This is a genomic window from Polaromonas sp. YR568, assembly GCF_943369675.1.
Taxonomy (GTDB): Bacteria; Pseudomonadota; Gammaproteobacteria; order Burkholderiales; family Burkholderiaceae_C; genus Polaromonas.
This window is the reverse complement of record NZ_CALROB020000024.1, coordinates 12374-32466: the sequence shown is the minus strand read 5'-3', so window position 1 is coordinate 32466 and position 20093 is coordinate 12374. Positions and strand designations below refer to the sequence as shown.

The 20093-nt window shown below is 64.4% G+C and carries 17 protein-coding genes; 7 read left to right on the top strand and 10 right to left on the bottom strand.

The features are described from left to right. Positions 1 to 166: 166 nt before the first annotated feature. The 7 genes from ACLV8F_RS14445 to ACLV8F_RS14415 all read right to left on the bottom strand — a co-directional run bounded on the left by ACLV8F_RS14445 (position 167) and on the right by ACLV8F_RS14415 (position 3997). On the bottom strand, positions 167 to 670 hold the full coding sequence (locus ACLV8F_RS14445) for a hypothetical protein (protein WP_411884892.1): 504 nt from the start codon (positions 668 to 670) through the stop codon (positions 167 to 169). 66 nt (positions 671 to 736) lie between these two features. Next, positions 737 to 1738: a hypothetical protein gene (locus ACLV8F_RS14440; RefSeq protein ID WP_411884891.1), complete on the bottom strand. Its 1002-nt coding sequence runs from the start codon at positions 1736 to 1738 to the stop codon at positions 737 to 739. A 63-nt stretch (positions 1739 to 1801) separates the two neighbouring features. Next, complete coding sequence (locus tag ACLV8F_RS14435) at positions 1802 to 2254, bottom strand: GNAT family N-acetyltransferase (RefSeq protein WP_411884890.1); 453 nt, start codon at positions 2252 to 2254, stop codon at positions 1802 to 1804. 118 nt (positions 2255 to 2372) lie between these two features. Beyond that, positions 2373 to 2633 (bottom strand): hypothetical protein, encoded by a 261-nt coding sequence (locus ACLV8F_RS14430; protein ID WP_411884889.1) that lies wholly within the window; start codon positions 2631 to 2633, stop codon positions 2373 to 2375. Between the two features lie 129 nt (positions 2634 to 2762). Beyond that, positions 2763 to 3071 (bottom strand): hypothetical protein, encoded by a 309-nt coding sequence (locus tag ACLV8F_RS14425; RefSeq protein WP_411884888.1) that lies wholly within the window; start codon positions 3069 to 3071, stop codon positions 2763 to 2765. An 8-nt stretch (positions 3072 to 3079) separates the two neighbouring features. Continuing rightward, complete coding sequence (locus ACLV8F_RS14420; protein ID WP_411884887.1) at positions 3080 to 3418, bottom strand: hypothetical protein; 339 nt, start codon at positions 3416 to 3418, stop codon at positions 3080 to 3082. A 51-nt stretch (positions 3419 to 3469) separates the two neighbouring features. Further along, positions 3470 to 3997, bottom strand: a complete 528-nt coding sequence (locus ACLV8F_RS14415) for a hypothetical protein (RefSeq protein WP_411884886.1) — start codon at positions 3995 to 3997, stop codon at positions 3470 to 3472. Positions 3998 to 4205: 208 nt separating this feature from the next. Between ACLV8F_RS14415 and ACLV8F_RS14410 the strand changes: the two genes are divergently transcribed. The 5 genes from ACLV8F_RS14410 (at position 4206) to ACLV8F_RS14390 (ending at position 15961) form a co-directional block, all read left to right on the top strand. Further along, entirely contained in the window at positions 4206 to 10181 is a 5976-nt protein-coding gene (locus tag ACLV8F_RS14410; RefSeq protein ID WP_411884885.1) for an alpha-2-macroglobulin family protein, read from the top strand. Next, entirely contained in the window at positions 10142 to 10867 is a 726-nt protein-coding gene (locus ACLV8F_RS14405) for a hypothetical protein (protein WP_411884884.1), read from the top strand. The genes ACLV8F_RS14410 and ACLV8F_RS14405 overlap by 40 nt, the downstream gene beginning before the upstream one ends. After that, positions 10864 to 13353, top strand: a complete 2490-nt coding sequence (locus ACLV8F_RS14400) for a transglycosylase domain-containing protein (RefSeq protein ID WP_411884883.1) — start codon at positions 10864 to 10866, stop codon at positions 13351 to 13353. Before ACLV8F_RS14405 ends, ACLV8F_RS14400 begins: the two co-directional genes overlap by 4 nt. A 74-nt stretch (positions 13354 to 13427) precedes the next feature. Beyond that, positions 13428 to 14684 carry a TPM domain-containing protein gene (locus ACLV8F_RS14395; protein WP_411884882.1) on the top strand — a complete coding sequence of 419 codons (1257 nt, stop codon included), beginning with the start codon at positions 13428 to 13430 and terminating at the stop codon, positions 14682 to 14684. Between the two features lie 128 nt (positions 14685 to 14812). After that, positions 14813 to 15961, top strand: coding sequence for an L-lactate dehydrogenase (locus ACLV8F_RS14390; RefSeq protein WP_411884881.1), 1149 nt, complete (start codon positions 14813 to 14815; stop codon positions 15959 to 15961). Positions 15962 to 15963: 2 nt separating this feature from the next. On the opposite strand, the gene ACLV8F_RS14385 is transcribed toward ACLV8F_RS14390, so the two are convergent. From ACLV8F_RS14385 to ACLV8F_RS14375, 3 genes are all read right to left on the bottom strand, one after another. Beyond that, positions 15964 to 16305, bottom strand: coding sequence for a hypothetical protein (locus ACLV8F_RS14385; protein ID WP_411884880.1), 342 nt, complete (start codon positions 16303 to 16305; stop codon positions 15964 to 15966). Positions 16306 to 16406: 101 nt separating this feature from the next. Continuing rightward, on the bottom strand, positions 16407 to 16631 hold the full coding sequence (locus ACLV8F_RS14380) for a hypothetical protein (protein ID WP_411884879.1): 225 nt from the start codon (positions 16629 to 16631) through the stop codon (positions 16407 to 16409). 14 nt (positions 16632 to 16645) lie between these two features. Then, entirely contained in the window at positions 16646 to 17050 is a 405-nt protein-coding gene (locus ACLV8F_RS14375; protein WP_411884878.1) for a DUF3224 domain-containing protein, read from the bottom strand. Positions 17051 to 17230: 180 nt separating this feature from the next. Between ACLV8F_RS14375 and ACLV8F_RS14370 the strand changes: the two genes are divergently transcribed. Further along, positions 17231 to 18622: a hypothetical protein gene (locus tag ACLV8F_RS14370; RefSeq protein ID WP_411884877.1), complete on the top strand. Its 1392-nt coding sequence runs from the start codon at positions 17231 to 17233 to the stop codon at positions 18620 to 18622. Between the two features lie 52 nt (positions 18623 to 18674). Further along, positions 18675 to 20081 (top strand): hypothetical protein, encoded by a 1407-nt coding sequence (locus tag ACLV8F_RS14365; protein ID WP_411884876.1) that lies wholly within the window; start codon positions 18675 to 18677, stop codon positions 20079 to 20081. The last annotated feature ends 12 nt before the right edge of the window (positions 20082 to 20093 follow it).

The window sequence follows — 20093 nt, the reverse complement described above, 5'->3', positions numbered from 1 at the left end:
TCATAGGTGAGCTGTTGCGAACCTCAGGATCTGGCCGATAGTAGCCGACATCAACCGCCCCAGGTGGTCGCCAGGCTTACCCACCGCGGCGAGATGGCGGGTGGCTTGGTTCGTGCCATCGATGTATGGAAAAAGGGGGCTGCAGGCGCTTCGCAGCAAGGACTTCTCAGCCCCCGGGGGCCGCGGCAGGCGGACTTACCCAGAAGCCCATGATGCGCCAATCATTACTGCGGCGAACCAGCATCACCTTGACTTTGGCCGGCCCCGCGTCAAAGTCGGCGTCGGTGACAAATTCGGCCCACACCGGTTGAACTTGTCCGCTATTGATGCCCACATGAACCCGGTTTTCGCGAAAGGCCAGCTGAAGATCGGCGACCACGATCCCGCCTTGCGGTTTCCCCAGATTTTTCAGTGAGCCTAGTTTAGACAGCTGCCCAAAAACCACCGGCAATCCTTCTTGCACGGCGGGAACCAGGAACTCGGGCGCGGCGCGCTTTACCACCTCCTCCGGGTTCCAGTTCTGCACAATCAAGGGGATATTTGTTTCGACATAAGCGGCTGCGTTCTTCTGCAACGCAACGCCCTTATAAACATAGACAGCGGCGCCGACGCCCAGCAGCAGCAAGGCCGCCAGAAACACGGTGCCAAGAAATTTCAGCAATGAGCTCATGGTTTTTTAACCCAGGGGTATTGAAGGTAGGCGACCATAGCATTTACGGACAAAGGCATGCGCCGGCTAAAACTGGCCTTTTTCAGTGCCATCAGTCCACAGCGCCGGGGACGGCTTCCATGCGCCAGGCCCGAGCACAATCGCAGCGAAGTCTTCCAGGCCCATTCCCAGAATCGTCTTCGCCGCGCCCTCCCCACCGTCCTGGAAGCTAGCAGCTTCACAGAAGCGCGTGAGCACTTCGTAGTCCTTGCCCAAGAGCTGCGCCAGCAGCCCGGCCAGTTCGTAACTGAGGGCTTGGCCGTCGTCGGGCCGCAGGAAAGACTTGCCGCTCCAGAATTCCTGGATCGTGGACGCATCCCAGAAATTGGCAAACAGGTATTCCAGTTCATTGGGGCGGTAACGCGGACGCACCGGGACGAACCTGTGCTCGGTGTTGACGGCCAGGCCTTCGTTCAACCACGCCGGGATCTGCAGATGGCGAACGAGACAATGGGTCATTTCGTGGACCACTATGGGCTCCATGATTTCAAAGCCGCTCTGGGTGAACACGAAGTGCCCATAACCCGCATCGATGAACATGCCGCTGCTGTGTGCCTCAGGCTGAGACGAATCGCTGCTGTAATTGGCGATGTACTGGTAGTAGAGGTCCTCCTCCCCAAACACCATGACCACTGTTTTTCCGTGACCCTGGTCGGCGGCGATTCCCGCAAGGGCGGCAAGCACCCTCTTGCGCGAACGTTCCAGGTAATCCAGCAGCACACGTGTTGCACGCGGCTCCAGCGCGGAAAGAAGCATGAAGTTGGCCGATTCGGCGCGCGCGTATCGGTCGGTCAAGGCGGCTGCCGTCGCGTCCAGCCAGGCCGCCGCCGAGCCGTTGGCGTGACGGTGCAGCGTATCTGCATCCCCCTCTTCAGGCCACGGCTGCTGATGCCAATCGGGCAGGGGCAGGCTGGCGTCGGCGCGCCAGCATATTTCCTGCGGAGGAAACGCCTCGCTCAATGCCGCTACGTCCGTATCCCCTGCCCCCGTTGTTGCTGGTTCGCGCTTTCTTCTCAGCCATTGCAGCATGTCGAATCTCCTTGCGGGATTCTTGCACGCGGGCCGTTGCCGCCTTCTGGCCGAATGTTTTTGCTATCCAGCCGTCGGGAGCTCGTACCGCGCAAATGAGGTGGCTCCTTTCTGAACGACGCTGTGCAGCGCGAAGCCGAATCCTTCATAGAGTTTCCGCAGCCCTTGCCGGTCCGCGACGCAGTCCAGCCGGAGGTGGGCACGGTCGAGCTGTTGGGCGCGGGTTCGGGCATACGCCAGGAGCTCAGTCGAGATCCCTTGCTTTGCCCATGCCCTGCGAATGGCGAGCTTGTGAACAAAGGCCGAAGTGCCCGGCGGGATCTCGGGCCAGAAATAGGCGTCCTCCAGCTCGAACTTCATGACCCCAACTATCTGCTCACCGTCACGGGCGACGTGGAAGAGCCCCGCGCTGGTGTCCTGCAGGACACGTTCGTCGCCGATGGCGGCTGCCGGCCAGAGTGCCCTGCCCCCGCCGGCCAGCCAGAGTTCGGCGTCCTGCAGGACGGAGGCGATCATGGGGGCATCCGGGGGGTGCGCTTGCTGGATGTTCACTTGGCAAAGGGAGCTACATGTCAACGGTTTCCCCTTTCTGGCCGATAGCAGCCGGCACAAGCCATTGAATGTGACGCCAGGCTCACCCGCCGAATTGGCGGATTGCTGGAGAGACAAAGCAGGTTAGCAGCAGTCCGGCGAATATCGCGGCTTTTATCAAGAGCTCGGCCCATGGGAAAGACCTTGTTCCACCGGGATTGCTCCAACCGCCCTTCCAATCGTCGTCGATCGTCACCAAATGGCCACCGAAAATCCATCCTGCAAATCCCGTGACCGTGTAGATATAAGGTAGCTGCCAGACGACGGACAGCGCCAGGCTGGTTGCCAGCACGATCGCAAACATCATCGCTAGATATCTCGTCACTTGGGTGCAGGGAAATAATACTGAGGCGAAGAACGCCGGGGATCAAATGTCCGCTTCTGGCCGAATGTCGTCATCTGATCAGGGTTCAATGAGCCAAACCAGTAGCAGCTATTGCTGAGAGTAGCGCAGTTGACCGTTCACTGAGACTTTCGCTTCGTGATAGGGGAAAACATGATGGCCGCAATGCTCGGTAAATACCGCGATCGCCCGCTTGGCGTTGCTTACGACAAATAGCGAATTCTTGAATTCGACAATTGACTGATCTACAAGTTCGACCCGTACCGTGTCATGCGGAAAGGCAACTCCCTCAGTGTTATCCCTCAACTCTGCGGAGCTACAACCGAGCCGTGCAGCAAGTTCTTCGGCCCATTCCAGAACTGTCGCTTCAGCAAGCCGGGGAACTGGAAATTTGTGCATGGTGGGTCTCAAGGCTGCGGCAATGTCTGCTCTTGGTCGTCAGCCGCCAAAGTGGCTTTTGCGGAGGTCCATGCCTGAGCGAATTGCACTCCGGCTTGTGCATCAGTCAACTGGAACAGGAATGAGCCGAACATTCGCTGCATGCGACCGTCGAGGGCATCGACAAGAAATCCTGCAATCTGATGGTTGGCTTCATTGAGCTGCCGAGCCCCTTCCAGGTTGTCGTCATAAAAAAGCACTCTTTGACCAACGGACAGCCCATGCAAAAGCTTTGCCATAAATCGGGCGCGATCAACGTTGGAGAGGGTTGCGAGCCAACGCGTGTCTGGGCTATCTGTTGAGTTCATATGGTTGCCGGCGCAATGTCCGCAGCTTACAACAGACATTCCACGAAGCGTTTAATTGCCATTTTTCCGGTCACTGTGCAAGCCGGTTATCCGCGTAACCGTGCCTATCGCCACTCGCTTACTCCCCTCAACGCAGTAAAACTTTCGGCCAACGCGAATGCGTGCGCCGTGTATCTCCTTGCGAAGGTCATCGTTTAGTACGGTCAGTCGTGCAGAAATGGGCACATCGACAGGCAACGGCTCGTTGATAGGCAGGCTGTCTCCAGCCGCATCGAAGAAATCCGGCCATACCATCCAGATTTGATTGGGTTCGGAATCCAATTCATACGATAGGTCCCAGCGAATGCCGTTTCGAGGGGGTGTCGTTCTACCGCCTTCCTGCGCAGTGAGGATTCGAATCGTCGCTTCGAAATCATCAGGGATAGGGTACAGCCGACGCATATGGTGATCCTTGATAGCCTGCTTTTGGCCGATAGTAGCCGCCTCGGGCCATAGCGGACGCCCGTTCAAAAGCCGTGCCTTCAACCTAGATTCGGTGGTTCTCCTGGGAACAAACCGGGTGCGATCATCATTCGCCATCTTCTGTCTTCCATGGGCTGCGGTTCAAAGAGCGTGCGGCGCACGGCCCGGGGAAACCGCAGCCCTGCGCCCAGGGAGTCTAGCGGCGCCCCGCAGCTTGGACGCGCCCCGGCGCCCACCCGGCATTTTCCCCGGCACCGCAGCATCTTGTTACATGCAAATCGGCTACCCTTGGCCTTCCGAAGGAGAAGGAAACGTGAGCCAAACAATGAAAAAAGCCGTCCTGTTACTTGCCGCGGCGGTATCGCTGCATGCCCAGGCCTTGCAAATCACCAGTCTCTCGCCCCAGGGCGAGGTCGCGCGGGTGCGGCAGGTGGTCGCCAAGTTCGATGAGGGGGCCGTCAATTTCGGCGACCCGAAAGCGCCCGCGCCGCTGTCGCTGAGCTGCAGCGACGCGCAGGCCAACAAGGGCTCGGGCCGCTGGATCAGCGAGCGCGAATGGGCTTTTGAGTTCGAAAACGACCTGCCGCCGGGCGTGAGCTGCTCGCTGAACGTGGTCGGCACCTTCAAGTCGCCCAAAAGCCAGCCCGTGGCGGGCACCACTTCCTACAAGTTCAACACCGGCGGGCCTTTCATCCAGAACCTGCGCCCCGGCACCTATGAGCGCATCGACGAAGAGCAGTACTTCCTGCTGCAGCTCAACGGCGCGGCCACCTTGCAAAGCATTCGCGACAACGTCTGGTGCAATGCCGAAGGCCTGGGCGAGCGTGTGCCCGTCAAGCTGATCGAGGGCAAGGAGCGCGACGAGCTGCTCAAGTCGCAGGGCCTGGACAAGGCCGCGGCCAAAGACCCACTGCGCTACGTGACGCTGGCCTGCAACCGGCGCCTGACGCCGGCCACCAAGGTGCAACTGGTCTACGGCAAGGGCGTGAGCACGCCCAGCGGCGTGGCCAGCTCGGTGGAAAAACGCTACAACTTCCAGGTGCGCGAGCCTTTCTCGGCCAGCTTCACCTGCGAACGCGAAAACGCCCAGGCCGCCTGCCTGCCGATGCGGCCCATGAGCCTGAACTTCAATGCCCCCGTGCCGCGCAAGCTGGCCGAGGCGATTCGCCTCAAAGGCGACAAGGACACGAAACCCTCCTTCGACGAAGGCAACAGCGACGGCGACAACGTGGTCACCACGGTCACCTTCAAGCCGATGTTCGCCGAGCAGGCCCAGTTCACGCTGGAATTGCCCCGGGGCTTCAAGGACGCCTCGGGCCGCGAACTGCGCAATGCCGACAGCTTTCCGCTGAAAGTGGCGACGGGCGCGATGCCGCCGCTGGCGAAATTTGCCGCCTCGCCCTTCGGCATCGTTGAACGTTACGCCGAACCCAACACCAAACCCGGCGACCCGGCCCTGTTGCCGGTGACGCTGCGCAACGTGGAAGCGGCCCTGCAGGTCAAGGGCCTGGCGCCCGGTCCGGCCGGCAAGGTCAGCGACCTGCAGCCGCGCACCGACGCGGACATCATTGCCTGGTTCCGCAAGGTGCAGCGCTACGACGAGTACGAGGTCTCGCGCAAGACGGCCGCCGCCGACGTCAAGGGCCCGCTGCCCAAGGCGCTGGACGCCCAGGGCAAGGACTATGTGCAGTCACGCATGCTGTCGCTGCTGGGAGGCCAGCCCGGCGTGAAGACGCTGGACCTGCCCAAGCCCGTGGGCGGCGGCGACCCGCGCCCCTTCGAGGTGGTCGGCATCCCGCTGGCGCCCGGTTTCCACGTGGTCGAGATCGCCTCGCAAAAACTCGGCAGCTCGCTGCTGGACGAACGCCACGGCGACAGCCGGACCATGTATGTGCGCACTTCGGCTCTGGTGACCAACCTGGGCGTGCATTTCAAGCTTGGCCGCGAGAACTCGCTGGCCTGGGTGACCACACTCGACAAGGGCGCGCCGGTGGCGGGCGCCACGGTGCGCGTCTCGGGCTGCAACGGCACCGAAGTCGCCAAGGCCGTGACCAATGCGCAAGGCATCGCCAACTTTGCCGGCTTGTCGTCCGAGCCGCCACGCTGCCCTGGCAATGACGGCAGCAATGCCTATTTTGTGAGCGCGCGCAGCACCGTGGCCGGCATTGAAGACCTGGCCTTTACCTGGAGCGACTGGCACCGGGGCATAGAGCCCTGGCGCTTCAACGTGCCGACCAGCCGCGACCCCATGCCCGACGAACGGGCCCACACGATTTTTGACCGCACGCTGCTGCGCGCAGGCGAAACGGTGTCGATGAAACATTTGCTGCGCACCGAAACCAGCAAGGGCTTCGGCCTGCCCGAGGGCACGCCGGCCACGCTGGTCGTCACCCACGTGGGCAGCGGCCAGCAGTACACCCAGCCCATCACCTGGCGCAAGACGGCCACCGGCGGCCTGAGCGCGGAGAACACCTTTGCGATCCCGCCGGCCGCCAAGCTGGGCATGTATGAAGTGCAGCTCAAGGGCCAGAACGACAGCGGCAACGGCCGCGGCAACCGCGCCCGCAGCTTCAGCACCGGGCAGTTCCGCGTCGAAGAGTTCCGCCTGCCGGTGCTCGAAGGACGCATCAATCCGACCGAGAAAAAAGCGCTGGTCAACGTGCAGTCGGTGCCCACCGACGTGCAGATCAACTACGTTTCGGGCGGCGGCGCCGTGAACCTGCCGGTGCGCGTGTCGGCGCTGGTGCGCGCCAAGTCGCTGAGCTACAGCGACTATGAAGAATTCAACTTCCAGCCGCCGCGCATCAACCGCGACCAGGCCGCCAGGGAGGACAACGAAGAAGCCATCTCCTCGCAGGACCAGCGCGTGATCGCCGACAAGCTGCCGCTGACGCTGGACCGCAACGGCGCGGGGAAGCTCACCATCAACGACATCCCCGTGCACAAGCAGCCGCAGGAGCTGCTGATGGAAGCCACCTACGCCGACCCCAACGGTGAGGTGCAGACGATTCGCAGCGTCTCCACCGTTTGGCCGGCCGCCGTGGTGGCGGGCATCAAGACCGAGGGCTGGGTGTCCTCCAGCCAGAAAATCAGGTTCCAGGCGCTGGCGCTGGACCTGACCGGCAAGGTAGCACCGGGCGTGTCGCTGGAAGTGAACGCCGTGGCGCGCATCACCACCACCAGCCGCAAGCGCATGGTGGGCGGCTTCTACACCTACGACAACAAGACCGAGACCAAAGACCTCGGCAGCGTCTGCAGCGGCAAGAGCGATTCGCGCGGCCTGCTGCTGTGCGAGACCAAGCTCGGCGAGCCGGGTGAAGTCGAACTCATCGTGACGGCCACGGACAAGGACGGCAACACCATCAAGGCCGCCAGCAATGTCTACGTCACGCGCCAGGGCGAACTCTGGTTCGGCGGCGAAGACCACGACCGCATGGACGTGCTGCCCGAAAAGAAAAGCTACCAGCCCGGCGAAATGGCCAAGTTCCAGGTGCGCATGCCCTTCCGCTTCGCCACCGCCCTGGTGGCGATTGAGCGCGAAGGCGTGATCGAAACCCAGGTGGTTCAGCTCAACGGCCAGGACCCGACGGTCAACCTGCAGATCAAGGAAGGCTGGGGCCCGAATGTGTACGTCAGCGTGCTGGCCCTGCGCGGCCGGCTGCGCGAGGTGCCCTGGTACAGCTTCTTCACCTGGGGCTACAAGGCGCCGCGTGAATGGTGGACCTCCTTCTGGTACGAAGGCCGCGAATACGTGGCCCCCACCGCGCTGGTGGATTTGAGCAAACCGGCCTTCCGGCTGGGCCTGGCGGAGATCCGCGTGGGCACCAAGGCGCACCAGCTCGACGTGAGTGTGAAGGCGGATAAAGAGAGCTACGCTGTGCGCGGCCAGGCCAAGGTCACCATCACCGCCAAATTGCCCAACGGCCAGCCGGCCGCCAACGCCGAAGTGGCGCTGGCCGCGGTCGACCAGGCGCTGCTGGAGCTGATGCCCAACGACAGCTGGGACCTGCTGGGCGCGATGCTGCAGCGCAGATCCTGGGGCGTGGAGACTTCGACGGCACAGATGGAAATCATCGGCCGCAGGCACTACGGGCGCAAGGCCGTGGCGGCCGGCGGCGGCGGCGGGCGCAGCAACACGCGCGAACTGCTCGAAACCCTGCTGCTGTGGAACCCCAACATCGTGCTGGACGCCAAGGGCCAGGCCGTGGTGACGGTGCCGCTCAATGACGCGCTGACGACCTTCAAGATCGTCGCGGTGGCGGATGCCGGCACCGGCCTCTTCGGCACCGGCCAGACCAGCATCAAGGCGACGCAGGACCTGCAGATCATCAGCGGCCTGCCGCCGCTGGTGCGCGAGGACGACCAGTTCCGCGCGCAGCTGACCCTGCGCAACACCACCAAGGCCGCGATGAAGGTGGAAGTAAGCCCGCGCGCCACGCTGCTGGACCTGAAGCCGCAGACGGTGGACATCCCCGCCGGTGAAGCGCGCGAGGTGGCCTGGATGGTCACCGCGCCCGCGCAGCTGGCGCTCACGCGCGCCGAAGCCATCCTGTGGGAGATCGAGGCGAAAGACACGATCACCGGCGCGCGCGACGGCCTGAAGGCGCGCCAGCGCATCATCCCGGCCGTGCCGCTGACGGTGCAGCAGGCCACGCTGGTGCAGGTCGACGGAACCTTCACGCTGGACGTGAACCCGCCGGCCGACGCCCTGCCCGCTAATGGACAAATTAGGGGCGGCCTGAAGATGTCGCTGCAGCCCAAACTGGCGGAAGGCATGGACGGCGTGCGCGACTATTTCGCCAACTACCCCTTCATCTGCCTGGAGCAAAAAACCAGCAAGGCCGTAGGCCTGCGCGACGGCAAGCTGTGGCAGACCGTGCTGGCGCAGCTGCCCAGCTACCTCGACAGCGACGGCCTGGCCAATTACTTCCCGCCGCGCGATGGTGAAGCCAACCGCGGCAGCGACGCGCTGACGGCCTATCTGCTGGCCGCCACGCATGAGGCCTCGGGCGTCAACCCGGCCTTTGCCTTGCCCGACGATGCGCGCGCGCCCATGGAGCGCGGCCTGATCGCCTTTGTGGAAGGCCGCATCCAGCGCGAGTTCTGGAGCCCGCGCAAAGACCTGGACGTGCGCAAGCTGGCCGCGCTGGAGGCGCTGTCGCGCTACGGCAAGGCCCAGGGCCGCATGCTGGGCAGCATCACCATCGCGCCCAACCAGTGGCCCACCCACGCCGTGATCGACTGGCTCAACATCCTCAAACGCGTGGCCGACGTGCCGCAGCGCGAGCAGCGAATGGCCGAAGCCAACCAGGTGCTGCGCTCGCGCCTGTCCTTCCAGGGCACCAAGCTGGTCTTCAGCACCGAGAAGGACGACTACTGGTGGTGGCTGATGACCAACGGCGACGTCAACACCGCGCGCCTGATGCTGGCCGTGATGGACGACCCCACATGGAAGGACGACATGGGCCGCCTGGCCAACGGCTTTATCGCGCGCCAGCAAAAAGGCGCCTGGCACACCACCACGGCCAACCTCTGGGGCGGCCTGGCACTGGACAAGTTCTCGGCCAAATTTGAAGCCACGCCGGTGGCCGGCGTGACCAAGGCCACGCTGGCGGCCGCGGCCGCGAGTGTGGCGAGTGTGGACTGGGCCAAGGTCGACCGCGTCAAGACCACCGACGCGGCCGGCGCACCCAACCAGACCACCTTCTTCGGCGCGCCCGCCTCGCCCGGCAACCTGCGCAACAACAGCATGTTCCTGCCCTGGGGCGGTGCGGCCAAAGACACCTTGACCGTGACTCACCAGGGCCCGGGCAAGCCATGGCTCACGCTGCAGTCCATCGCGGCCATCCAGCTGAAGGAACCCTTCAACGCCGGTTACCAGATCAAGAAGACCATCACCCCGGTGGAGCAAGCCGTCAAGGGCATGTACACGCGCGGCGACGTGATCCGCATCTCGCTGGAAGTCAACGCGAGTGCCGACATGACCTGGGTCGTCATCAGCGACCCGGTGCCCGGCGGCGCGACCATCCTGGGCGGCGGCCTGGGCCGCGACTCGGAAATCGCGACCAGCGGCGAAAAGAAAACCGGCGCCGGCTGGCCCGCCTTTGAAGAGCGCAGCTTCGAGGCCTTCCGCAGCTATTACGAATACCTGCCCAAGGGTGTGGTGAAGATGGAATACACCGTGCGCCTGAACAACGTCGGCGACTTCGCCCTGCCCCCTAGCCGTGTCGAGGCCATGTATGCGCCCGAAATGTTCGGCGAGTGGCCGAACGCGCGGGTGAAGGTGGAGGCGGCGAAGTGAAGTTCGCGGTCTATGCCTTGATGCTGTTCGGCGCCAACCTGGCGTTGGCGCAGTACAGCACGCCGGCCGAGGGTGAGTACGTGATCAGCGACGGGGCCTGGGGAACGCTGCAGGTTCAGCCCCGCGGGAAGTTCAGCATAGAGACCGTCGGGGCCAATGCGCACATCTGCGGCCTGGACGGTGTGATCGCCGACGGCAAAGGAAAGATCGCGAAGTCGGCCTGCCAGCTGAGCTTCAAAGCCGAGGGCCAGGACGTCAGGGTCGCGACCAACGGCTCCGACGCCTGCAGGGATTTTTGCGGCATGCGGGCCTGGTTTGAGGGGCTTTACCGCAAACCGTCACCACTTTGTATGCGCAAGAGCATTGACGACGCGAAGAAAAAATTCAAGAAAAGCTATGTGGCGAAAGACTACGCCGCCGCCTTGGCCGTCATCAATCCTGTTGCCACGCAATGCAAGCCCTTCCTGCATTGGGTGGAGTCGGCCTGGGTCCTGAACGACCTGGCTTTGACGCAGTTCAAGCTCGGTGACCGCGCCGCCTGCCTCCACACCTTGAAGGACCTCGCACCCGACGCCGCGAAGTCCGACGCCGAAATCACGGGGAGTTATCCGCCGAGTGACTCGGAGGTGTATCTGCCGGTGGTGCGCGCGACGCGGACCAACCTGAAACTTTGCACCAAGAAATGATTCGCTTCACCAGGCGCTTCCTAGCAAACTCCGCACTGGCCACTTTGTTGACCAGCGGTGCGATCCCGTCCGCCTGGGCCGTCGCCACCTTCGACGAAGTCAAGCGCGATTTCAAACCTTCCGACACGCTGGTGCTGGACCGCAGCGGCGAGGTCCTCCAGCGCCTGCGCACCGACAGCGCCGTGCGGCGCGGCCAGTGGGTGGCGCTGCCCGATGTGTCGCCGGCTTTGCGCACCGCGCTGGTGCTCAGCGAGGACAAACGTTTTTACGAGCACAGCGGCGTGGACTGGCGCGCAGTGTCGGCCGCGGCCTGGGGCAATTTGTGGAACACCAAAACGCGCGGCGCGTCGACCATCAGCATGCAGCTGGCGGGCTTGATGGACGAGGACTGGCGTGCCGGCGCGGGCGGGCGCAGCCTGGCGCAGAAGGTCGGGCAGACGGTGTCGGCCCAGGTGCTGGAAGCGCGCTGGCGCAAGGACCAGATCCTGGAGGCTTACCTCAACCTCGTGCCCTTTCGCGGCGAGATGGTGGGCATAGACGCGCTGAGCCGCACGCTGTTCGGCAAGGCCGCGCACGGGCTGGATGAACGCGAGGCGGCGCTGGCGGCCGCGCTGGTGCGCGCGCCCAATGCCAAGGCCGCGCAGGTGTCGCAGCGCGCTTGCGGCGTGCTCAAAATCATGCAAACCCCCACGCTTGTCGCTTCGCGTACTGCGCTGCCCCCCGAGGGGGCTGACCTTGCTCGGGGCGGCCCTTCGCGGCGGTCGCAGGCGCCGGCCAAGGTCGATTGCGAGGGGCTGGATCTGTTTGCGGCGGCTGCGCTGCAGCGCAGGGCCTTTGATGCGAGTGAAGGGGTGGCGCCGCATGTGGCGCGCAGGCTGCTGGCGCTTCGCGCGCCCTCACCCCTGCCCTCTCCCAAAGGGAGAGGGAGTAATACCGGTGAGCCTGCCGCGTCCAAGGCTGGAGGGAATAATGCCGGCGAGCCTGCCTCTTCCAGGGTGGCGGCCAATGACCCCGCCTTGCTCCCTCTCCCCCCGGGAGAGGGCAGGGGTGAGGGCTCCCCGAATTCAAAGAGCCAGACCATAAGCTCCACCCTGCGCGCCCCCCTGCAACGCTTCGCCGTTCAAACCCTCACCCAGCAGCTGCGCGAACTGCGCGGCCGCCACGTCGAGGACGGCGCCATCGTGGTGCTGGACAACGCCACGGGCGAGGTGCTGGCCTGGGTCGGTTCTTCGGGTGAGCTGAGCGACGCGGCCGAGGTCGACGGCGTGATGGCGCTGCGCCAGCCGGGTTCCACGCTCAAGCCTTTTTTGTATGCCGAGGCGATTGCCGAGCGCCGCATCACGGCAGCCTCGCTGCTCGAAGACTCGTCCTCGCAGATCCAGACCGCCGGCGGCCTTTACATCCCGCAGAACTATGACCGGCAGTTCAAGGGCCTGGTGTCGGCGCGCACCGCGCTGGGCGCCTCGCTCAACGTGCCGGCGGTGCGCACGCTGGTGATGGTGTCGCCCGACGCCTTTCACAAGCAGCTCAGGGCCGTGGGCCTGCCTCTGAAGGAATCAGGCGACTATTACGGCTACAGCCTGGCGCTGGGCAGCAGCGAGGTTTCGCTGCTGTCGCTCACCAACGCCTACCGCACGCTGGCCAACGGCGGGCGCTACAGCACGCCCTCGCTCGCGAAAAACCCCAAGCCCGTGTTCAGGCCTGCGCTCGATGCCCGCGCCGCCTTTATCGCGACCGACATCATGGCCGACCCGCTGGCGCGCGCGCGCACCTTCGGCACCGACAGCGTGCTGGCCACGCGCTTCTGGACGGCCGTGAAAACCGGCACCAGCAAGGACATGCGCGACAACTGGGCCATGGGCTTCTCACAGCGCTACACCGTGGGCGTGTGGGTGGGAAATTCCAGCGGCGCGCCCATGTGGGACGTGAGCGGCACCAGCGGCGCGGCGCCCATCTGGGCGGCGCTGATGAACTACCTGCACAAGACCGAACGCAGCCGCGCGCCCGCGCCGCCTGCCGGCCTGGTGCAAAGCCGCGCGGAGTTCGGCAAGCAGGGCGGCACGCCGCTGGAGGCGGCGCGCAGCGAGTGGTTCATCCAGGGCACGGAGCAGGCGGTGTTTGCCATGAGTTCAGGCGCGGGCGATTTGCGGCACGCCAGGGGCGGCCGTAAACCTGTAAACACCGAACCCGACGCCCCCGCCCGCATCACCGCGCCGGCCTCGGGCACCATCATCGCGCTGGACCCGGACATCCCGCCCAAAAACCAGCGCATCAGCTTCAGCGCCCAGGGCCGCGGCACGCGCTGGCTGATGGACGGCAAGGAGTTCGCACGCGGCCCGCAGGCGCAGTGGCTGCCCGGGCCGGGCCGGCATGTGGTGCAGCTGGTCGACGCCGGCGGCAAGGTGGCCGACGAGATCAAGCTCGAAGTGCGCGGCGCCGGTGTGCGCGAAGCCAGCGCGCGTGGCGCCGTGACTGCGGCGCGGTGACCTTCACAGCCCCGGCATCGGGCGCCGCTGCGCACGCCATGCCTTTTCCCCTACCTGCCCTGAAATCCCCACCCATGCCAACAGCACAACGTCTCCATCAAACCCTGGCCGTGCTGTGGACGGCGCTGTGCGTGCTGGCGGCCTGTGCGCTGGCTACGCCGGCCGCCGCCGCGCAAGTGCCCGTGCCGCCCTACAGCGCGCGTGTGCTCGACACCACCGGCACGCTGGACACCGCGCAGCTCGCGGCCCTGAACGCGCAGATCCTGGCGCTGGAGGCAGACACCCGGGCCGCCGTGGTCGTGTTCATGCTGCCGACCACGGGCGAAGAAGCCATCGAGCAATACGCCACGCGCGTGTTCGAGGCATGGAAACTGGGCGATACCCATCGCGACGACGGCATCCTGATCCTGGTCGCGCTGCAGGACAGGCGCATGCGCATCGAGGTCGGCCAGGGCCTGGAAGGCAGCGTGCCCGACGTATTGGCGGGCCGCATCATCGACCAGCAGATGAAGCCGCGCTTTCAGGACAAGGACTATGCGGGCGGACTGGCTGCGGCCATCAGCAGCCTGGGCGCGCTGGTGCGCGGCGATGCGCAGCCAGAGGCCCCGGCCGCCCCGGACCGCGGCGGCATCACGCCGTTTGGCTGGGCGTTTTTTGCCGCGCTGCTGTGGGGTTTCGCCGTGGGTGTGGTTCGCGCGCGCTACACCTGGAAGTGGCCGGTGACGATAGGCGTGGCCGCTGTTGTGCCGGTGGTGGCGGCGGCCGTGCTGATGGACGCCGGCATGGCGGCCATCCTGCTGTCCTTCCCGGCGCCGCTGGCGTTTGCGCTGGGTTTTGGCTGCGGCCGCTCCCGCATTGTGCGTTGGATAGCCGGCGGTTTCGTGCTGGTCATCGGCCTGCTGGTCGGCATTGGCTATGCGGTGGGCGCCGACCGGTTCTGGTGGGGCTTTCTTTATGCGATGGCGGGCGGTGTCGTCTGCCTGCTGGTCGGCCTGATCGTCATGGGCATGCGCATGGCCTGGCAGCGCAGCCTGCTGGAGTTCGGCGTGCGCTGCGCCGTGGTGGCCGGCATCGTGGGCTATGTGGCTTTCGAAAACCCGCCGGGTTCGCTGTGGACAGACTGGGAATCCTGGCTGCCCACGGCGGCCGCGGCCGGCCTGTCAATGCTGTTTGGTTTTTTCCCGGGGAGCATGGGTGGCGGCAGTGGAAGCGGCAGCAGCAGCTCATCGGGCAGCAGTTCCAGCTCCAGTTCAAGTTCAAGCTCCAGTTCCAGCAGTCGCAGTTCGTCGGGCGGCTCCAGCAGCGGCGGCGGCGCGTCGGGCAGCTGGTAAAACGGACAAGAGGCCGGCCATGGCCGGGGGCCGGCGCCCCGTATTGAAATAATTTGAAGCCCGCCAAAATTTATTCAATCACCGGGCGCCGCAAGCCTTTAGCATTGGGCGACTGAGGAGACAACACTGTGCCCGTGATCACCAACATCGAAGACCTGCGCGTTCTGGCCAAAAAGCGGGTGCCCCGCATGTTTTACGACTACGCCGATTCCGGCTCCTGGACCGAAAGCACCTACCGCGCCAACGAAAGCGACTTCCAGAAGATCAAGCTGCGCCAGCGCGTCGCCGTCAACATGGAAAACCGCAGCACGGCCACCACCATGATCGGCCAGCCCGTGGCCATGCCGGTCGCCATCGCGCCCACGGGCCTGACGGGCATGCAGCACGCCGACGGGGAAATCCTGGGCGCGCGCGCCGCCAAAAAATTCGGCATCCCCTTCACGCTGTCGACCATGAGCATCTGCTCCATCGAAGACGTGGCCGCCGGCACCGATCGCCACCCTTTCTGGTTCCAGCTCTATGTCATGAAGGACCGCGCCTTCATCGAAGCCCTGATAGACCGCGCCAAGGCGGCCAATTGCTCGGCGCTGGTGCTCACGCTGGACTTGCAGATCCTCGGCCAGCGCCACAAGGATTTGAAGAACGGCCTGAGCGCGCCGCCCAAGCCGACGCTGGCGACCATCCTCAACCTCATGACCAAGCCACGCTGGGGCCTGGGCATGCTGGGCACCAAACGCCACGGCTTCGGCAACATCGTGGGCCACGTCAAGGGCGTGGAGAACATGGGTTCGCTCTCGGAATGGACGGCCAAGCAGTTCGACCCGGCGCTCAACTGGGGCGACGTGGAATGGATCAAGAAGCGCTGGGGTGGCAAGCTGATCCTCAAAGGCATCCAGGACGTTGAAGACGCGAAGCTCGCCGTCAACTCAGGCGCGGACGCGCTGATCGTCTCCAACCACGGCGGCCGCCAACTCGACGGCGCGATGTCCTCCATTTCGTCCCTGCCCGAGATCGTCGCGGCAGTGGGCCAGCAGATCGAAGTGCACATGGATGGCGGCATACGCTCGGGCCAGGACGCGCTCAAGGCGGTCGCCCTGGGCGCCAAGGGAACCTACATAGGCCGCGCCTTCCTCTACGGCCTGGGCGCCATGGGCGAACAAGGCGTGACCAAGGCGCTGGAGATCATCCACAAGGAACTGGATTTGACCATGGCCTTTTGCGGGCGCACCGACATCAAGGCGGTGGATACCAGCATTTTTGTGCCCGGCACGTATTGACCCTAAAGAACACGAAGGTTGTCTACTTCCATGGCGAGAACCTCGCCACCGCAATCAATCACACGACATTCGAGCGTCAAGTCTGATCGCCCTTCCTCTGCTGTCCACAGATCAAATCGAATTGACCACGTTGGGTGACGCGCACCTGAAACCTGAATGACGTCGAGGTTAGTGAATGCACTGTCGGGCGGCAGAATTAATTTCCGGCCGTAGTCGAATACTGCCTGTCGAATCTGATCGGCCGTCAATCGAACGCCGCGTGAATACTCATCCACAGCACCAAAGTCCTGCGCTACCAGCCACACAACAATTTTCTTCACCAAAGCGGGAACGCGGGTGTCCATCTTTACCATCCCATCTATTTCCAGGTATACAGGCAGTGCCCTGACCGCAGTGAACGACAAATTCCCATTGCTTAATAACCCAGCGGAAACCATACGCCCCGCTACGTCACCACACCCAAATTGGGCCGGACGAGGTTCTCATCGAGCGTGCTGATGTCAATATCTTCAATCACCGAGCATGCCGGCAATGATTGCTGGAAGACCTGGTTTTTGAGTATTTGAACCGCGTCGTCATAGGTATAGGCCGTTACGCCGCAACCTACATTCAATACGGAAAAGGGCGGGAGATTCTGGAAAGAAAACCAGAACCGATGAAGGTGGGCCATGGTTGTGCGCTCTCTCACGCCTGCTGCGAAATCTCGTAGTCCATCGCATACGAATGCTTGCCATCAGCGATCTGGATGCTGAGCGTTCCGGTGAGCCCCGTGAGTTCACCAGTCCCTGAATCCGGCACAACGCTGACCGTCAACTGCGGCGTACCGCGGTTCATGGTGCCGCTGTGCTGCAGCACAAAGCTGCCGCTTTTGCCGTTCAGCGTGCCGGTCACGCGTTCCATGGCGACATAACCTGCCGAGCCTTTGACCGCGGTGCCGGCGCTCAGCATTTCGCCCTTGCTGGTGGCCTGCAGGTCGCCGCTGAAGGTCTTGTTGATGCTGAGGCGGCCCATCAGCGGGCCGGCGTCCGCATCCGCCAGGGATTGCGGAACGAGGTTGACTTCAAAGCTTCCGGTGGCATGGGAGGGCATGGCGTCGCCTTTCAGGGGATAGGAACAAGCCGGCCATGATGCCAGAGCGTGGCAAATCGGCGTCACCGGATTGACTTGTAACCAGTTGCGACAATAATGGCCGGAGTTGCTGGCATGTTCGCTTCAACACCCCTCACGGCGGTTCACTACCGCCGGTTCACCGACCTTTTGCGGCACGCCATGGCAATTCGTTTTTTGCTGACCCGATTCGCTGCGGCCTGCCTCGTGGCGGCGGCCGGCACCGCCCAGGCGGCCACCCCCGCCGAACTGATGCGCCTGACTGACCAGCTCGACAAGATGGACAAGCTGGATTTCGAGCAGGCCATCGCCAAAGCCGACAAGTGCATCCAGGCGCGTGATTTCGAGTGCAGCGAGGCTCAGCTGAAAACCGCGCGCAAGTTCGCCATGGGCAATGCGGCGAAAGACAGCCTGCGCCGCGCCGAAACCCGTGAGCTGGCCGAAAAGGAAGCCGTGGAGGCCGAGCGCCAGGCGCTGGCCAAACGCCAGCGCGAACTCGAGGAAGAGGAACGCCGCCTGCAGGCCGCCGAGGAACGCGCCGCGCAGCAGGCCGCCGCCCGCGAAGCCGAACAGGACTCGGGCATGAGCACCGGCCAGAAGATCGCGCTGTTCGGCAGCCTGCTGGGCCAGGCTTACCAGAACCAGGCCGCCACGCGTATCGCCGAGGCGGCCAATGCCCGTCGCTTCCAGCAGCAAATCGACGCCGGCAAGGCCGAGGTGGCGCGCAACCAGCAGCGTTTTGCGGAAGAGCGTGCAAGGCTGGAGGCGCAGCGCAGCCGGTTGCAGCAGCCGCAGCAACAACAGCGCCAGGTGGTGGCCCAGGCGGACTTGCGGCAGGCACAGCAGGCACAGCAGGCACAACAAGTGCAACAAGCGCAGGCGCAGCGCGAGCAGGAAGCCGCCGCCGCGCAGCGTGCCCAGGCCGCCCAAACTGCCCAGAGGCAGGAAGCCGACACCCGCGCCAGGGCGGCGGCACAGGCCGAGCAGCAAAGCCGCGCCACGGCGCAAACCCTGGCTGCGGCCGCCAACAACGCGCGCACGCCTGCGGGCAATACGGCCGGCGGCGGCTCAAGCACCAGCTCAAACAACAGCACCGGCAACGCCGGCAGCGCGGGCCAGCAGGACAGCCGCATCAAGCTCCACGGGACGATGTACGTCGTCCACTATGCGGCGCTCAAGCACAGCCGCAGCGACAAAAACAACGTCACCTTCGTCGGGCGCGTCACACCGGTGCCATGGACATACGACGTTCCGCGCGTCTCGCCGCTGCAGCAGCCCAGCGGCGCGTCGAATGCGATCCCTTACCAGGTGAGCGACCTGCTGCTCAAGCAGATGCGGCCCAAATTCTTCGATTACCTGCGGGACAAATACACCATCTGCGGTGAAGGCAGCCCCACGCCGGACGGCTGCCACGGCTGGAGCGTCTACAGCCAGATCGGCAACAGCGCCGCCGAAGTGCAAGGCAAGCTCAATGCCAGCCTCGGCAGTTTCTCGGCGCCTGTCACCAACGACAGCGGCCTCGACTACCCGCCCAGCATCGCCTACAGCGAGTGAAGCCGGCGACGCCGGTACGCTTTTTTTCGAACTGCTCCCTGAAAGTTTCCCCATGCGCCTGCCATCGCTTGTCTTCTTCGCCCTCATCTTTGCCGCATTGCAGGCCGGTGCGCAGACGCCGCCGAAAAAGCCGGGCGCCGCGCCGGCCGCTCCGGCCAACACCGCCATCCTGCGGGTGGCCTGTGACGGCCCGTCCGCCAACGCGGAAGTGACAATCAACGGCGTCTTCAAGGGCGACTGCCCGCTGGACATTCCGGTCCCCGCGGGCACCATCAAGCTGCGCGTGCTCAAAAAAGTGGGACCCAGCCGTGAAAGCGTGTTCGAGCAGGAGTTCCGCATGGCGGCCGATACCGCCAAGCGCGTGGACGTGGAACTGGGCGCACCGCAACTCACCGCCGAAGGCCAGAAGCTGGAAGATGAGCGGCTGGCCCGCGAGAAGGCCGAGGCCGAGCGGCTGGCGGCCGAACGCCAGCGCGCCGCGGCGGCGGCCATGGCGCGAGCGGCTGAGGCCACCGACGTGATTGCCAGCGCCATGCTGGCGGAGGAACGCGCACGCGAGCCCGGCAGCCACCCGGACTGCGTGGATTGCCCCATGCCGCCCAAGAACAACGGCATCAACATCCGGCTGGAGATTCCCGCGGCGCCCGACGCGGCGGTGAACGCCTGGCTGCAGCAGGCCAGGCAGGAAGCGACGGTTTACCAGGCGGCCAGGGGCGCGGGCTTTTTCCCGCCGGCCCAGGCCATGGCCATGCCCTGCGACAACGCCGCCGCCGGCATGCGCGCCGTGGCGCGCCTGGTCAGCTTGAGCGACAAACCCGCCGAAGAGCAGGAGCGCTTTCGCAAACTCATGCAGGCCTTCAGCGCCAATCCCGTGAGTTATATCCGCGACGTGAAGCTGTGGCCGGTGCAGGCGAGTTGCGCGGCCGGGCAGCTGTCGGGGCCGTTGGAATTCTGGGCCTTTGCGGTCGCCGTGACGGGCACGGATGCCAACATCACCATTACCAGGGAACTGCTTCACGTCAGGACGGTGATGGCGGCCGGCAAACAGGCCGGGCCGCTGACCGAAACCAAAGCCACACGCGCTCTGACCCGTTACACCAAGCCCGAAACCGAGGCCATGATGAAAAACAACGACATCGGCAGGCTGATGCAGATGGTCTTCAACACGCGCGAAGCCGCGGGTGCGGGAACGCCCCGGTCCAGCCTGCTGCTGCTGAGCTATTTTGAGAACCCGGCGGCGCAAAAAACCCAGGACCAAGCCTTCGTCAGCTTTGTGGTGCCGACGTCCGGCGACCGGGGCGAACAGAGCTCCTACAACGGCACCACACTGACCAGCAAAACACCGTTGAAGCTGGGCAGGCAGCACGGGCAGATGAACATGTACTTCTCCAGCCCGCCGACCACGCTCTGCTACCGCGACGGCGAGGTCGTCAAGATCAATCCCTGCAACGTGAACTGAAACAGTGCCTTG